This window comes from Streptococcus sp. 596553 (genome assembly GCF_900411395.1).
GTDB lineage: Bacteria > Bacillota > Bacilli > Lactobacillales > Streptococcaceae > Streptococcus > Streptococcus mitis_BA.
Map to the genome: position 1 here is coordinate 121438 of NZ_OXCQ01000004.1, position 16859 is coordinate 138296.

The following is a 16859-nucleotide window of genomic DNA, read 5'->3' on the forward strand; positions in this document are numbered from 1 at the left end:
TTCGATTTATGATAAAATAGAAGTCTAATACTCTGCGAAAATCTCTTTAAACCGCGTCAGCTCTATCTGCAACCTCAAAACAGTGTTTTGAGCAACCTACGGCTAGCTTCCTGGTTTGCTCTTTGATTTTCATTGAGTAGAAGAAGCGAATGAAGAGAGTAAGATGAAAGAAGCTATAATTGAGTGGAAGGATTTCTCTTTCCAGTATGAAACGCAACAAGAACCAACCTTGCAAGGGGTGGACTTGACCATTTATAAGGGAGAGAAAGTCTTAATTGTTGGGCCATCTGGGTCAGGTAAGTCGACCTTGGGTCAATGTTTGAATGGGATTATTCCCAATATTTACAAGGGTCAGATGTCTGGAGAATTTTTGATCAAGGGGCAAGCAGCATTTGATATGAGCATCTATGATAAATCTCATCTAGTCAGCACAGTTTTGCAGGATACAGATGGGCAGTTTATCGGGTTATCCGTGGCAGAGGACTTGGCTTTTGCTCTAGAAAATGATGTAACAGCACTAGATGAGATGAAAAATCGTGTTCATAAATGGGCTGAAAAGCTGGACCTTCTTGATTTACTAGCTCAGAGACCTCAGGATTTGTCTGGTGGACAAAAGCAGCGAGTTAGTCTAGCTGGTGTCTTGATTGATGAGAGTCCGATTCTTTTGTTTGATGAGCCACTCGCCAATCTGGATCCCAAGTCAGGTCAGGATATTATCGAATTGATTGACCAGATTCATAAGGAAGAGGGGACGACGACTCTTATTATCGAGCACCGTTTGGAGGATGTTCTGCATCGCCCTGTGGATCGGATTGTCTTGATTAATGATGGTCATATCCTATTTAATGGGAGCCCTGATCAGTTACTAGCGACTGATTTATTGACACACAATGGAATTCGGGAACCCCTTTATCTAACCACTCTCCGTCAATTGGGTGTGGATTTAGTCAAGGAAGAACAATTAGCAGATCTGGATAACTTGTCTATCTCAAAAGGTCAGGTTCAGTTGCAGAATGAACTGGCAAAAGAAACCGTAGAATTGCAGTCACTCTTTAAATTAGAGGATTTGTCTTTTTCTTATGATGATAGACCGATTTTAAAATCCATTTATCTGGATATTAAAAAGGGCGAAAAGATTGCCATTGTCGGGAAAAATGGAGCAGGGAAATCAACCCTAGCCAAGGCCATAAGTAGCTTTATCCAGACGGAAGGTCGCTATCTGTGGGAAGGGCAGGAGATCAAAGAAGATTCTGTTGCAGAGCGGGCGGAACGAGTAGGCTATGTGCTGCAAAATCCTAATCAAATGATTTCAACCAATATGATTTTTGATGAGGTGGCTCTGGGACTTCGTTTGCGAGGTGTGGACGAGCAGGAAATTGAAACGAGAGTCTATGAAACTTTGAAAATCTGTGGTCTTTATGAATTCCGTAATTGGCCTATTTCTGCCCTTTCGTTTGGACAGAAAAAACGTGTCACTATTGCCTCGATTTTGGTTTTAGGAGCTGAAATTATCCTCTTAGATGAACCAACTGCAGGTCAAGACCAGAAGAACTATACTGAGATTATGGAATTTCTCGAAGAGTTGCATCAACAAGGGCATACCATTGTCATGATTACCCATGATATGCAATTGATGCTGGATTATTCAGACCGGGCCTTTGTCATGGTGGATGGGGAACTGATTGCCGATACCGATCCAGCTAGTTTGTTGAGCAATCCTGAGCTGTTAGTAAAAGCCAATCTAAAAGAAACTTCTATCTTCAACTTGGCTAAGAAACTCGACGTGGATCCACTTGCTTTAACGGCATTTTACAAAGAAAGGAGAGAAGGATGCAAGCAAAATTAATTGGTTACCAGCATAGAGATACTGCGATTCATCGCTTGTCAGGAGCTGGTAAACTCCTCTTTTTCATCCTCGTGTCATTGGCGGCCATGATTAGCTATGATACCAGACTGCTTGTTCTGATTGCTATCTTTTCGGTCTTTTTCCTCTATTTGTCAGAAATCCGTTTTAAAGATGTTTCCTTTGTGGCCGTTTTTGCGACGGTATTTGCGATTTTGAATGTCTTGATGGTCTATCTCTTTTCTCCCGAGTATGGGGTTGGACTTTACGGAGAGAGAAGTGTGATTTGGCAGGGAATCGGAGCCTACACTCTGACCAGCCAAGAGCTCTTTTATCTTCTAAATCTAGCCATTAAGTATCTTTGCACCATTCCTCTGGCTATTATCTTTTTGATGACAACTCATCCTAGTCAGTTTGCTTCTAGTTTAAATCAAATTGGTGTGCCTTACAAGATTGCCTATTCAGTCAGCCTGACCTTGCGCTATATTCCAGATTTGCAGGAAGAATTCTTTACCATCAAGATGTCTCAGGAAGCGCGTGGGATGGAATTATCCAAGAAGGCTTCTCTTATGCAACGAATCAAAGGAAATCTGCGCATTATTACACCCTTGATTTTTAGCTCGCTAGAACGCATTGATACCATTGCTACAGCTATGGAGCTTCGACGCTTTGGGAAAGAGAAAAAACGGACTTGGTATAGTTATCAGGCCTTGAAAAAAGGAGATTATATTACCTTGCTCTTGGCAGCTGCTTTTTTAGTAGCTAGTTTACTACTTATCTTGCAGAATCAGGGACGATTTTACAACCCTTGGAAATAATATTGTCAAAGTTTTTATTAGATAAGTGAAGAGAAATTATTCTATAACTTTTTATTGATAGATTGTATGAGAAATAAAGTTAATAATTGTATGCTTGAAACTTTTTGATAAAATATGAATTAGTTTGTACACTTTATAGTAGAATTTACACTACAAAATCAAAGTTATTCAAATATAATCATTTTTAACTAAGTTCAGTGTCACAATGTAGAGACGATATAAAATAGTAAAAGTATTTAATTTAAATCGTGTTAATTTCATTTTGTATAAACATGGGAAAATATTGAATGTATATAATGACGGGAGATGATTTACAATGATAAGTTTAGAGCTGTTGTCTGAAGAAAATAGTTTAGACGTCTATTTTTTTGAAAAAGAGAATCAAGAGTATTTTGAGCGGAATTTACCTCCTAGACCAGCTAACTATTTTGATTTAGAAGGTTTTAAAGAAATTACGAGGGAATTGTTAAGGGAACAAGAGAATCATGATGTCTACATGCATCTTATTAGAGATGCACAAGGAGTTATGGTCGGAAGAATCAATTTAAGTGTTTTAGAGAATAATCGAAAAACAGCAGAGCTTGGGTATAGGATTGGGGAAAATGTTAGCAATTTAGGTTATGCCAGCGAAGCGGTTAAACTCGTTTTAGAAAAATCCTTCACGACTTATGGTTTCAATAGAATCATTGCAGGAACGGCAACAGGTAATCTAGCCTCTCAGAAGGTGCTTTTAAAAAATGGCTTCATCTTTAGTAGGGTTATAGAAAATGACTTACAAATTCATAATGAGTGGCTTCATACAGCAGTATTTGAAATAACGAGGTCATAATATCATCATTCCCAGTCCACAGATAGGTATAAAAGAGTAAGCAATTTTTGCAGATATTTAAGAATTTTCTCCTAGAACCCCCAAGAAATAGCTTGAAAAAATTGAAAAAATCAAGTCGTTTCTATTGACAATGATTCTGAAAGTGTTATACTAAGAAAGTAGTTTCGCTGATTTACTTCAAACCTGTTGTGAGGTAAGTTAACGATGCCTTAACCACGCTGTTTGCTGAGCTTGACTCCGGGCAGTGTGGCTATTTTTTTGCAATGGTGAAAGGAAGCAAGTCATGACAAATCACATTGTATTATTTGAACCACAAATTCCACAAAATACAGGCAATATCGCGCGTACTTGCGCTGCGACCAATTCTCCCCTCCACATCATCAAGCCAATGGGCTTTCCTATTGACGACCGCAAGATGAAGCGAGCTGGATTGGATTATTGGGATAAGCTAGAAATTTATTTTTACGAGAGTTTGGAGGATTTCATGTCTCAGATGAAGGGCAAACTTTATCTGATTTCTAAATTTGCTGAGAAAGTGTATTCTGATGTGGATTTATCGACTAACGAAGACCATTATTTTCTCTTTGGACGTGAAGACAAGGGTTTACCTGAGGACTTTATGCGAGAACATCCTGAAAAGGCTCTCCGTATTCCTATGAATGATGAACATGTCCGCAGTCTCAATGTGTCTAATACCGTCTGCATGATTGTCTACGAAGCTCTTCGCCAGCAGAACTTTGCAGGTCTTGAGCTTGTTCATACCTATGAAGTGGATAAATTGAAATAAAAAATGAAAATGAACAAAATGCTTGCGCTTGCAAGCGTTTTTTGTTATGATAAAAGAGTCTTCAGGGCAGGGTGAAATTCCCGACCGGCGGTAAATTTGACTATCTATTTTAGCTTTCTCGTCGTTGTCTTGTCTCGATATACTTTAAGTATTATCTTTGACTGCGACGCCTAGATAAATCTAAAATATCTTAGCTAAATAAGTCCGCGAGCGTAAGCTGATGTGGTGAGATTCCACAACCGACAGTATAGTCTGGATGGGAGAAGACGAAAGAATAGCTTTGTCTGTTCTGATAGATTTATAGCTAAACTGTAACCGCTTGCTTGAATTTCCTTAGTAGAGTGAGAGGGAACTTTTGGGATATAAAAAGATAGAATAGATAGAGAAATCCTTTCTAACTTCTTCTGATTTTATAGAAAATTGGAGGAACCTGTTATGACAAACACACGTCGACTTTCGACCATTGCAATTCTATCAGCCATTTCATTTGTGCTGATGTACTTTGACTTTCCGCTTTTGCCAGCGGCATCTTTCCTCAAGATCGAATTTAGTATCTTGCCAGTCCTTGTGGGCTTGGTGGTCATGGATTTGCCTGCTGCTCTAGGAGTTCTCTTGCTTCGCTCACTCTTGAAATTGCTTCTTAACAGCCAGGGAGTGAATACTTACATTGGTTTGCCAATGAATATCGTAGCTTTGGGAGTTTTTGTCATCGTATTTGCTTTGATTTGGAAAAAGGAACGGACAACCCTTCGTTTCCTACTAGGATCTCTAGCTGGAACTATTGGCTTGACCGTGGCTATGTTGGTTCTCAACTATGTTTATGCTGTTCCTTTGTACGCTAAGTTTGCTAACTTTGATATTGGAAAAATTTTGGGACTGTCCAACTACCTAATGACCATGGTATTACCTTTTAACTTGATTGAGGGTGTAATCTTTTCCGTTTCATTCTGGTTGTTGTACGTCCTTTTGAAACCAACCTTAAAACACTATGAAAGATAAACAAACATTTTTAATGAAGGGCAGTTTTGCCCTTTTACTTTTCGTTATTCTTGGCTACATGGTCAAATTTTACCCTGAAACGCTGGTCGGTTTTGACCAACCGATACAGACTGCCGTTCGAGGAGACTTACCAGATTATTTGACTATTCTTTTCCGAGCCATCACACGCTTGATTGATATTCCGGTGATTATCACTTGGGTTGTTATTACAGCTTTTGTCTTTTATCGTAAGCGGTGGAAGATAGAAAGTTTCTTCATGCTGGGAAATCTGGCTTTGGCAGGTCTTTTAATCGTGACCTTTAAAAATATTTACCAGCGCCCACGACCAGCTATTTTACACTTGGTAGATGAGAAGGGATTTTCCTTCCCAAGTGGCCATTCTCTGGCTGTAACCTTGATGGTCGGTTCTCTGATTGTTATTCTTAGTCAGCGGATTAAAGATTCGGTCGAGAGAAAAATCGTACAAATCGTCCTTGGCCTCTACCTAGTCAGTGTGTTGGTATCAAGGGTCTATCTGGGAGTTCATTATCCATCAGACGTTCTTGCCAGTCTCTGTGTGGGCTTGGGAGTCCTGTTTATAGAGTTTCCCTTCTATGACAAGCTCCGCTTCCAATGGCGATTTAAAGGCAAGCAGAAGTGAGTATCGAATTCCCTTGAGGAGAAAGAAATGAAAGTCAATATAAAAGATCTCCATCCGACTCAACTATACTTATCAGAAAAGAAACTAGCAGGCATCCAGACACTTTATCAGTCGGCAGAAATAATCAATGTTGCTCCAATCAGTATTCTTGCGTTCGGAGATTGCTTGTTGATTACAGATGGGCATCACAGGGCTTATCAGGCTTTATTGGCAGGTCGGGATACGATTTCTGCTGAGTGGGATAGAGACGGCGGTGATGAACTATATCATCTCTATGCGCAAGCTTGTGAGGAAAGAAAGATTTACTCTGTTCTGGATTTAAAAAATCATATCTTAGCTCAAGATGAGTATGAAGCAAAATGGTATAACTGGTGTGATGGTTTTAATCAAGCAGCAACTCTCTTATTGAAAAGGAAAGCAGATGAAAGAGATCTTACAAATAGATAATGCACTGCGTCTTGTTCCTTATTGTAAGGTCAATCATTGTGAGGAAGCTTTTGCTTGGTATCAGAATGTGGACTTGGTTTACCTCGTAGATGGGGTGAAGCTTCCTTATAGTCAAGAAACTTTGGAAGCCATGTATTCCTATTTGGATCAGCATGGTGAACTTTTTTGGATTGAAGTCAAGGAGAAGGGAGAATGGTTTCCAATTGGGGATGTTACACTATCTCAGGATAATCTCCCCATTGTGATTGGGAATTCCGCTTACCAACATCGAGGACTTGGAAAAAAGATTCTAAGTACTTTGATTGAATTGGCTCGAGTAAAAGGATGGAAAGAATTGAGAGTCAAGGAAATCTACACCTACAATCATGCTTCTAGGAGGTGTTTCAAGTCGCTTGGATTTGTGGAAAATGGAGCAACAGAAAAAGGAAGGAGTTTTGTACTGAAATTAGTCTAATCCTGCCACTTTCTCCCCCTTAACCTTTGACTATTCCGCAAAATTATCGTAAAATAAAGAGTAAATGATAAAATGAGGTCAGAGTCTGTTCGCTCTGGCGATAGTAGTATAAATGAGGAGAAACGCTTTGGAATTAGAAGTATTTACTGGGCAAGAAAAAAGTGAACTATCTATGATTGAGGTAGCGCGTGCTATCTTGGAACTTCGTGGTCGTGATCATGAGATGCATTTTAGCGATCTTGTAAACGAAATTCAAAACTACCTTGGAACATCAAACAGCGATATCCGTGAAGCCTTGCCTTTGTTCTACACAGAGTTGAACTTTGATGGTAGCTTCATCTCGCTTGGAGACAACAAATGGGGGCTTCGTTCATGGTATGGTGTGGACGAAATTGACGAAGAAATCATCGCTCTTGAAGAAAATGATGACGATGAAGTGGCACCAAAAGCTAAGAAAAAACGCGTCAATGCCTTTATGGACGGCGATTCAGATGCTATTGACTACAATGCAGATGATCCAGAAGACGAAGATGCATACGAAGCAGATCCAGCTCTTTCATATGATGATGAAAATCCAGATGATGAGAAAAATGAAGTGGAAGCTTATGATGCAGAAATCAACGAAATCGCCCCTGATGACTTGGGTGAAGACGTGGATCTCAACGAGGAGGATGACGAGTTCTCAGAAGATGATGCTGAAACCAGCGAGGAATAAAAGTTAGGTATTGACAATTATCCTATTTTTAGGTATCATATTGTTCGGGCACCTCTTTTAGAGGTCGGGGCTCCCTAGTTCTTAGGGAGCTATTTTTGTTTTTTCAAGAAGTTATCTTCTTGTATTTTATACTCAATGAAAATCAAAGAGCAAACTAGGAAACTAGCCGCAGGTTGCTCAAAACACTGTTTTGAGGTTGTAGATAAGACTGACAAAGTCAGGAACACATATCTACGGCAAGGCGACGTTGACGCGGTTTGAAGAGATTTTCGAAGAGTATTAGTTGTGAATCTGGTGCAGTTGTCCCAGATTATTCTTATTAGTAGGGTCTTGTTTTCTATGTCCCCACGTAGTTAGCAAGACCTTGAGCATTTTAGAAAGAGGAATCTATGTCTACGAAATATATTTTTGTAACTGGTGGTGTGGTGTCGTCTATTGGGAAAGGGATTGTCGCAGCGAGTCTGGGTCGTCTCTTGAAAAATCGTGGTCTCAAAGTAACCATTCAAAAGTTTGACCCTTATATCAATATTGATCCGGGAACTATGAGTCCTTACCAGCACGGGGAAGTTTTTGTGACAGATGACGGAGCTGAGACAGATTTGGACTTGGGTCACTATGAACGTTTCATCGATATCAATCTCAACAAATATTCCAACGTGACAACTGGTAAAATTTACAGTGAAGTGCTTCGTAAAGAACGCCGTGGAGAATACCTTGGGGCAACCGTTCAGGTCATTCCTCATATCACAGATGCTTTGAAAGAAAAAATCAAGCGTGCCGCTCTAACGACCGACTCTGATGTCATTATCACAGAGGTTGGTGGAACAGTAGGAGATATCGAGTCCTTGCCATTCTTAGAGGCCCTTCGTCAGATGAAGGCAGATGTGGGGGCGGATAATGTTATGTACATCCATACAACCTTGCTTCCTTACCTCAAGGCTGCTGGTGAAATGAAGACCAAACCAACTCAACACTCTGTAAAAGAATTGCGTGGATTGGGAATCCAACCAAATATGTTGGTTATTCGTACAGAAGAGCCGGCTGGTCAAGGAATTAAAAACAAACTAGCCCAGTTCTGTGATGTGGCACCAGAAGCCGTTATCGAATCGTTGGATGTTGAACACCTTTACCAAATTCCATTGAACTTGCAGGCTCAAGGTATGGACCAAATTGTTTGTGACCACCTGAAATTAGATGCACCAGTAGCGGATATGACAGAATGGTCAGCCATGGTGGACAAGGTCATGAACCTTAAGAAACAAGTCAAGATTTCCCTTGTCGGTAAGTATGTTGAGTTGCAAGATGCCTACATTTCTGTGGTTGAAGCCTTGAAACACTCTGGTTATGCCAATGACGCAGAAGTTAAAATCAATTGGATTAATGCCAATGATGTGACAGCAGAGAATGTGGCAGAGCTTTTGTCTGATGCGGACGGAATCATTGTACCAGGTGGTTTTGGTCAACGTGGTACGGAAGGGAAAATCCAAGCCATTCGCTATGCGCGTGAAAAGGATGTTCCAATGTTAGGTGTCTGCTTGGGAATGCAGTTGACTTGTATCGAATTTGCTCGTCACGTTTTAGGTCTCGAAGGTGCCAATTCTGCAGAGCTTGCACCAGAAACAAAATACCCTATCATTGATATTATGCGTGATCAGATTGATGTTGAGGATATGGGGGGCACCCTTCGTTTGGGGCTTTATCCATCTAAGTTGAAACGTGGCTCTAAGGCAGCAGCTGCATATCACAATCAAGAAGTGGTGCAACGCCGTCACCGTCACCGCTATGAGTTTAACAATGCATTCCGTGAGCAGTTTGAGGCAGCAGGCTTTGTCTTTTCAGGAGTGTCTCCAGACAATCGTCTGGTAGAAATCGTGGAAATTCCTGAAAATAAATTCTTTGTAGCGTGTCAGTATCACCCTGAACTGTCAAGTCGTCCAAATCGTCCAGAAGAACTCTACACTGCCTTTATTACTGCAGCGGTTGAGAACAGCAATTAGCAAAATCAGAACCTTTGAGAAGAATCTCAGAGGTTTTTTGCATACAATGATATTGCAGTATATCTGAGTTAGGAGTCCTCTGTATGTACCTGCTACCGTTGAAATCAATAGCGACTCCCTCTTGCCCTGTGCTAGTGAATGGATTTATCAGTATATTGAAGTGAAATAAAATCTGAACAAATTAATTCGGAAAGCCAAATCAATTTCTAGAAATATTTTAGCAGTCAAGGTGTACTGTTATAGATTCAATACACTATACTTTTTTAATTTAATCCACTATATCTGCAGAATACTCTCTCAGTTTCATTCAGCCTAGTCTTGCTTAGGAAAAGCAAAAAGCCATCCCATTCAGGATAGCTTCTTGGTTTTTAGATTTGTTCTGCAAAAACCTTTTCAGCAAGGTTCATAGCGTGGTCTGATACACGAGTGTAGTGTGAGATGATATCGATAAAGTTTACCCCAGCTTGTGTTGAACATTCGCCTTTATTGAGGCGTTTGATGTGGGTTTTTCTGAGAACACGTTCTATCTTATTGATTGCTTCATGACGTTCTACAAGACTGCGTGCTTTTTCAATATCATTGTTTTCCACACTATCCAGAGCATCTTTGATAAAGTCACTAGTTTGGCGGTAAACTTCCTCTAATTCTTTCAAGGCGGCATCAGAAAATTCAACATTTTTCCGTTGAAGATAGTCAGTCAGATTGAGTAGAGCCTCCGCGTGGTCTCCAATCCGTTCCAAATCACGGGAGGAATCAAGGATATTGGTGAGTACTTCGCTTTCTTTTTGACTGAGAGCTTCGCTTGAAAGGGCAATGAGATAACGTGTTAATTGCTCATCGATGGTGTTAATTGCTTCTTCGGTTTTATGCCCTTTTTCAGCAACTTTTTCATCCAAGTCAATGATATACTTATAGGAAAGGTCAAAGGCTTTAGCAGCGTAGTTTCCTAAGTGCAAGAGCTCTTTCTTAGCATTTCCGAGAGCGATAGATGGGGCTTGTTTGATGAAATGTTCATCAAGATATAAGGGTTCGTATTTGACAATCTCGTCCTCTCCAGGAATAATCTTGGTTACAAAGTAAGCCAGAGCTCCGATAAATGGAAATTGGACAATGGTATTGGTAATATTAAAGGTTCCATGAGCAAAGGCGATGGTCATTTCCGGTGCTAGATTTAGCGTAGATTCAAACCAATGAATCAAGCCAGTGAAAGGTACAAGGAAGACAATACAGATAACCGTACCAATCACGTTAAAGGCGACATGGGCACCTGCTACCCGTTTAGCTGCAATATTAGCACCTAAAGAGGCAATGATGGCTGTAATGGTTGTCCCGATATTGTCACCAAATAGAACTGGCAAAGCTCCTTGCAGGTCAATGAGGTTGCTGGCGTAGAGGTTTTGTAAAATCCCGATGGTAGCCGAGGAAGCTTGAATCAGTAAGGTCAAGCCGGTACCGACAAAGACACCCAAAACAGGATTCTTACTTAGCTCAATCATATAGTCTTTAAAGACCTGTAAATCTTTGAGTGGAGCCATTGCGCCACTCATGAGATTGAGGGCAAAAAAGATACCACCGACACCAAAGAGGATGCGTCCGATATTATTGACTGTCCGATTTTTTGTAAAGAAGAGGCAGACAGCACCGATAAAGAGCATAGGCAGGGCATAGTCACCTAGTTTAAACCCAATAAGAAAGGATGTGACTGTTGTCCCAATATTAGCCCCCATGACAATCCCGATAGCCTGACGTAAGGTTAGGAGACCGGCACTGACCAGACCGACTGTGATAACTGTTACACCAGAACTAGACTGAATTAGAGCAGTCATCCCAATACCAACCAGAACTCCAAAGAAAGGATTACTAGTATACTTGTCAATGTAAAAACGAAGGCGATCTCCAGCAGCTTGCTGCAAACCGTCTCCCATGGTCTTGATACTATATAAGAATAGTCCCAGACCACCTAAAAAGTGAAATAAAATTTCCTGCCAATTAATGGACATTTCTTTTTCCTCCGAAAAATAATAACGGAATTTCTCCTATTCTATTTTAAAGGATAAAAGTAAATCTAACAAGTGTTAAGCTAAGATTTTAGAAAGAAAATTCGTGAGAAAAGGCCTTAATTATATTAATTTTACCAATTTCTAACCTAGATATAGATATTTCCTTTTATATATTGACATTTAAAAGAAATATTTTAAAATTAGGGAGAAATTATCTTAATCCCTGTGATTGGGATAAAAATTTTACGAAGAAAGTTAAGCGCTTTCTTTAAAATAATAAAATCAATCTTTTAGGAGGAGAAAATGAAGAATTCATTTTTTGAAAGACGTTGTCGGTACAGTATTCGTAAGTTATCAGTAGGAGCCTGCTCGCTGATGATTGGGGCTGTTTTATTTGCTGGTCCAGCCTTGGCAGAAGAAACTGCAGTTCCTGAAAATAGCGGAGTCAATACAGAGCTTGTTTCAGGGGAGAGTGAGCATTCGGCCAATGAAGTTGATCAGCAGAATGAAGGAGAACATGCTAGAGAAAATAAGCCAGAAAAGGCAGAAGGAGTAGCGACAGCATCTGACACTGCTTCGCCAGCAAGCAATGAAGCTGCAACTACTGAAACTGCAGAGGCAGTAAGCGTAGCTAAATCAGAGGAAAAACCAAGTGAGGTGGCTGCAGAAACACCATCTGCAGAAGCAAAACCAAAGTCTGACAAGGAAACGGAAGCAAAGCCTGAAGCAACTAGCCAAGGAGATGAGTCTAAGCCAGCAGCAGAAGCTAATAAGACTGAAAAAGAAGTCCAGCCAGATGTCCCTAAAAATACGGACAAAACATTAAAACCAAAGGAAATCAAATTTAATTCTTGGGAAGAATTGTTAAAATGGGAACCAGGTGCTCGTGAAGATGATGCTATTAACCGCGGGTCTGTCGCCCTCGCTTCACGTCGGACAGGTCATTTGGTTAATGAAAAAGCTAGCAAGGAAGCAAAAGTTCAAGCCCTATCAAACACCAATTCTAAAGCAAAAGACCATGCTTCTGTTGGTGGAGAAGAGTTCAAGGCCTATGCTTTTGACTATTGGCAATATCTAGATTCAATGGTCTTCTGGGAAGGTCTCGTACCAACGCCTGACGTTATTGATGCAGGTCACCGTAACGGGGTTCCTGTATATGGTACACTCTTCTTCAACTGGTCTAATAGTATTGCAGATCAAGAAAAATTCGCTGAAGCTTTGAAGCAAGACTCAGATGGTAGCTTCCCAATTGCCCGTAAATTGGTGGATATGGCCAAGTATTATGGCTATGATGGCTATTTCATCAACCAAGAAACAACTGGGGATTTGGTTGAACCTCTTGGAGAAAAGATGCGCCAGTTTATGCTCTATACCAAGGAGTATGCTGCTAAGGTAAACCATCCAATCAAGTATTCTTGGTACGATGCTATGACCTATAACTATGGACGTTACCACCAAGATGGTTTGGGAGAATACAACTACCAATTCATGCAACCTGAGGGAGATAAGGTTCCAGCAGATAACTTCTTTGCTAACTTTAACTGGGATAAGGCTAAAAATGATTACACTATTGCAACTGCCAACTGGATTGGTCGTAATCCTTATGATGTATTTGCAGGTTTGGAATTGCAACAGGGTGGTTCCTACAAGACCAAGGTTAAGTGGAATGACATTTTAGATGAAAATGGGAAATTACGCCTTTCTCTTGGTTTGTTCGCCCCAGATACCATTACAAGTTTAGGAAAAACTGGTGAAGATTATCATAAGAATGAAGATATCTTCTTTACAGGTTACCAAGGTGATCCTACTGGCCAAAAACCAGGTGATAAAGATTGGTATGGGATTGCTAACCTAGTTGCGGACCGTACGCCAGCAGTAGGTAATACTTTTACTACTTCTTTTAATACAGGTCATGGTAGAAAATGGTTCGTAGATGGTAAGGTTTCTAAGGATTCTGAGTGGAATTACCGTTCAGTTTCAGGTGTTCTTCCAACATGGCGCTGGTGGCAAAAATCAACTGGCGATAAGTTGAAAGCAAGCTATGATTTTGAAGATGCTTATAATGGTGGAACTTCTCTCAAATTTGCAGGGGATCTTTCAGGTGCGACCAAGCAAGATGTGAATTTGTACTCTACTCGCTTGAAGGTGACAGATACCACCAAATTGCATGTTGCCCACAAAGGAGGCAAAGGGACCAAGGTTTATGTAGAATTTGCAACCAAGAAAGATTATACCTACGGTGATGAAGCTGCCCGTAAAGAATTGACAGTTTCAGATAACTGGACTACCGATGATTTTGATTTGAGTGCCTTGGCAGGTAAAACAATTTACGGTATTAAACTCTATTTTGAAAATGATAAAGACTTAAAAGGTTATCAATTTAACTTGGGGCAATTGACCATCAGCAATAATCAAGATGCTCCTCAGGCACCAACCACAGTAGCTGTAGCCAAACAAGTCCTAAAAAATGCCCAAGAAGCAGAAGCAGTCGTGCAATTTAAAGGCAACAAGGATGCAGATTTCTATGAAGTTTACGAAAAAGATGGAGACAGCTGGAAATTACTAACTGGCTCATCTTCTACAACTATTTATCTACCAAAAGTTAGCCGTTCAGCAAGTGCTCAAGGTACAACTCAAGAACTGAAAGTTGTAGCAGTCGGTAAAAATGGAGTTCGTTCAGAAGCTGCAACCACAACCTTTGATTGGGGCATGACTGTAAAAGATACCAGCCTACCAAAACCATTAGCTGAAAATATCGTACCAGGTGCAACAGTTATTGATAGTACCTTCCCTAAAACAGAAGGTGGGGAAGGCATAGAAGGCATGTTGAATGGTACCATTACCAGTCTGTCAGACAAGTGGTCTTCTGGACAATTAAGTGGTAGTGTGGATATTCGTTTGACCCAGCCACGTACAGTTGTTAGATGGGTGATGGACCATGCTGGAGCTGGTGGAGAATCTGTAAACGACGGTTTGATGAACACCAAAGATTTTGACCTCTATTATAAAGATGCGGATGGTCAATGGAAGTTGGCTAAGGAAGTCCGTGGCAATAAAGCCCATGTTACAGATATTACCCTTGATAAACCAATCACAGCTCAAGATTGGCGCTTGAATGTTGTCACTTCTGACAATGGAACTCCATGGAAGGCTATTCGTATCTATAACTGGAAAATGTATGAAAAGCTTGATACAGAAAGTGTCAATATTCCGATGGCCAAGACTGCAGCTCGTACTTTAGGCAATAACAAGGTACAAGTTGGCTTTGCAGATGTACCAGCTGGAGCTACCATTACCGTTTATGATAATCCAAATTCTCAAACTCCGCTTGCAACCTTGAAGAGCGAAGTTGGAGGAGACCTAGCAAGTGCACCATTGGATTTGACAAATCAATCTGGTCTTCTTTACTATCGTACCCAGTTGCCAGGCAAGGAAATTAGTAATGTCCTAGCAGTTTCTGTTCCAAAAGATGACAGAAGAATCAAGTCAGTCAGCCTAGAAACAGAACCTAAGAAAACAAGCTACGCCGAAGGGGAGGATTTGGACCTTAGAGGTGGTGTTCTTCGAGTTCAGTATGAAGGAGGAGCTGAGGACGAGCTCATTCGCCTAACTCACGCAGGTGTATCAGTATCAGGCTTTGATACGCATCATAAGGGAGAACAAAATCTTACTTTACAATATTTGGGACAACCAGTAAATGCGAAGTTGTCAGTGACTGTCACTAGCCAAGATGAAGCAAGTCCGAAAACTATTTTGGGAATTGAAGTGAGTCAGGAACCGAAAAAAGATTACCTAGTTGGTGATAGCTTAGACTTGTCTGAAGGACGCTTTGCAGTGGCTTATAGCAATGACACCATGGAAGAACATTCCTTTACTGATGAGGGAGTTGAAATTACTGGTTACCATGCTCAAAAGACTGGTCGTCAAACCTTGACTCTTCGTTACCAAGGTCATAAAGTCAACTTTGATGTTTTGGTATCTCCAAAAGCAGCATTGAACGATGAGTACCTTAAACAAAAATTAGCAGAAGTTGAAGCGGCTAAGAACAAGGTGGTCTATAACTTTGCTTTACCAGAAGTAAAAGAAGCCTTCTTGAAAGCAATTGAAGCGGCTGAACAAGTGTTGAAAGACCATGAAACTAGCACCCAAGATCAGGTTAATGACCGACTTAATAAATTGACAGAAGCTCATAAAGCTCTGAATGGTCAAGAGAAATTTACGGAAGAAAAGACAGAACTCGATCGCTTAACAGGTGAGGCTCAAGAACTCTTAACTTCAAAACCAAACCATCCTTCAGGTTCCGCCCTAGCTCCTCTTCTTGAGAAAAACAAGGCCTTGGTTGAAAAAGTAGATTTGAGTCCAGAAGAGCTTGCAACAGCGAAACAGAGTTTGAAAGATCTGGTTGCCTTATTGAAAGAAGACAAACCAGCAGTCTTTTCTGATAGTAAAACAGATGTTGAAGTACACTTCTCAAATAAAGAAAAGACTGTCATCAAGGGCTTGAAAGTAGAGCGTGTTCAAGCAAGTGATGAAGAGAAGAAATACTTTGCTGGAGAAGATGCTCATGTCTTTGAAATAGAAGGTCTAGATGAAAAAGGTCAAGACGTTGATCTCTCTTACGCTTCTATTGTGAAAATTCCAATTGAAAAAGATAAGAAAGTGAAGAAAGTCTTCTTCTTACCTGAAGGCAAAGAAGCAGTAGAATTGGCTTTTGAACAAACGGATAGTCATGTCATCTTTACAGCACCACACTTTACTCATTATGCCTTTGTTTATGAATCTGCTGAAAAACCACGAGTAGAATCTAATGGTGCAAATGACCTTGTTACTATCTCAACTAAACCAGAACAACAAAACACAGTCCTTTCAAAACCTACTAATCAACCTCCTTCTGATAAACAAAAGGCTCCTAAATTGGAAGTTCAAGAGGAAAAGGTTGCTTTTGACCGTCAAGAGCATGAAAATGCTGATATGCTAGTTGGGGAACAACGAGTCATCATACAGGGACGAGATGGTCTGTTGAGACATGTCTTTGAAGTTGATGGGAACGGTCAGCGTCGCCTTCGTTCAACAGAAGTCATCCAAGAAGCGATTCCAGAAATTGTTGAAATTGGAACAAAAGTAAAAATAGAACCAGCAGTAGTAGCTACACAGGAAAAATCAGCTCAAAATACAGCAGTTAAATCAGAAGAAGCAAGCAAACAATTGCCAAATACAGGGACAGTTGCTACAAATGAAGTCTTAATAGCAGGATTGGCCAGCCTTGGCTTTGCTAGTTTAGCCTTGACATTGAAACAGAAAAAAAGAAGATGAAGATTAAATAAAAGATT

The 16859-nt window shown here is 40.4% G+C and carries 12 protein-coding genes, 1 pseudogene and 1 riboswitch; of the genes and pseudogenes, 12 read left to right on the top strand and 1 reads right to left on the bottom strand.

The genetic code is table 11. The features are described from left to right. The first annotated feature begins 163 nt into the window (after positions 1–163). The 11 genes from DSY56_RS05865 to DSY56_RS05910 all read left to right on the top strand — a co-directional run bounded on the left by DSY56_RS05865 (position 164) and on the right by DSY56_RS05910 (position 9529). Positions 164–1846 (top strand): ABC transporter ATP-binding protein, encoded by a 1683-nt coding sequence (locus tag DSY56_RS05865; protein WP_112444433.1) that lies wholly within the window; start codon positions 164–166, stop codon positions 1844–1846. After that, a complete protein-coding gene (locus tag DSY56_RS05870) occupies positions 1831–2661 on the top strand; it encodes an energy-coupling factor transporter transmembrane component T family protein (protein ID WP_112444435.1) in 831 nt (276 codons plus the stop codon). Before DSY56_RS05865 ends, DSY56_RS05870 begins: the two co-directional genes overlap by 16 nt. A gap of 316 nt (positions 2662–2977) precedes the next feature. Beyond that, entirely contained in the window at positions 2978–3490 is a 513-nt protein-coding gene (locus DSY56_RS05875; RefSeq protein WP_112444436.1) for a GNAT family N-acetyltransferase, read from the top strand. A 283-nt stretch (positions 3491–3773) separates the two neighbouring features. Then, complete coding sequence (locus tag DSY56_RS05880; RefSeq protein WP_000181383.1) at positions 3774–4277, top strand: tRNA (cytidine(34)-2'-O)-methyltransferase; 504 nt, start codon at positions 3774–3776, stop codon at positions 4275–4277. A gap of 53 nt (positions 4278–4330) precedes the next feature. Beyond that, a riboswitch (FMN riboswitch) is annotated at positions 4331–4549 on the top strand. Positions 4550–4712: 163 nt separating this feature from the next. Then, on the top strand, positions 4713–5276 hold the full coding sequence (locus DSY56_RS05885) for an ECF transporter S component (protein ID WP_000185834.1): 564 nt from the start codon (positions 4713–4715) through the stop codon (positions 5274–5276). Beyond that, entirely contained in the window at positions 5266–5916 is a 651-nt protein-coding gene (locus DSY56_RS05890; protein ID WP_112444438.1) for a phosphatase PAP2 family protein, read from the top strand. The genes DSY56_RS05885 and DSY56_RS05890 overlap by 11 nt, the downstream gene beginning before the upstream one ends. Before the next feature lie 27 nt (positions 5917–5943). Next, positions 5944–6363: a chromosome partitioning protein ParB gene (locus tag DSY56_RS05895; protein WP_112444440.1), complete on the top strand. Its 420-nt coding sequence runs from the start codon at positions 5944–5946 to the stop codon at positions 6361–6363. A gap of 4 nt (positions 6364–6367) precedes the next feature. Next, the gene (locus tag DSY56_RS05900; protein WP_173233514.1) at positions 6368–6817 is read left to right on the top strand and encodes a GNAT family N-acetyltransferase; all 450 of its coding nucleotides are present in this window, start codon (positions 6368–6370) and stop codon (positions 6815–6817) included. A gap of 127 nt (positions 6818–6944) precedes the next feature. After that, positions 6945–7532, top strand: coding sequence for a DNA-directed RNA polymerase subunit delta (rpoE, locus tag DSY56_RS05905; protein WP_173233508.1), 588 nt, complete (start codon positions 6945–6947; stop codon positions 7530–7532). A 135-nt stretch (positions 7533–7667) separates the two neighbouring features. Then, entirely contained in the window at positions 7668–7793 is a 126-nt protein-coding gene (locus DSY56_RS12575; RefSeq protein WP_000693061.1) for a hypothetical protein, read from the top strand. A gap of 128 nt (positions 7794–7921) precedes the next feature. Beyond that, positions 7922–9529 carry a CTP synthase gene (locus DSY56_RS05910; RefSeq protein WP_112444446.1) on the top strand — a complete coding sequence of 536 codons (1608 nt, stop codon included), beginning with the start codon at positions 7922–7924 and terminating at the stop codon, positions 9527–9529. A gap of 368 nt (positions 9530–9897) precedes the next feature. On the opposite strand, the gene DSY56_RS05915 is transcribed toward DSY56_RS05910, so the two are convergent. Beyond that, complete coding sequence (locus DSY56_RS05915; RefSeq protein WP_112444448.1) at positions 9898–11529, bottom strand: Na/Pi cotransporter family protein; 1632 nt, start codon at positions 11527–11529, stop codon at positions 9898–9900. A 303-nt stretch (positions 11530–11832) separates the two neighbouring features. Between DSY56_RS05915 and DSY56_RS05920 the strand changes: the two are divergent. Further along, positions 11833–16849, top strand: a pseudogene (locus DSY56_RS05920) (endo-beta-N-acetylglucosaminidase). Positions 16850–16859: the final 10 nt, after the last annotated feature.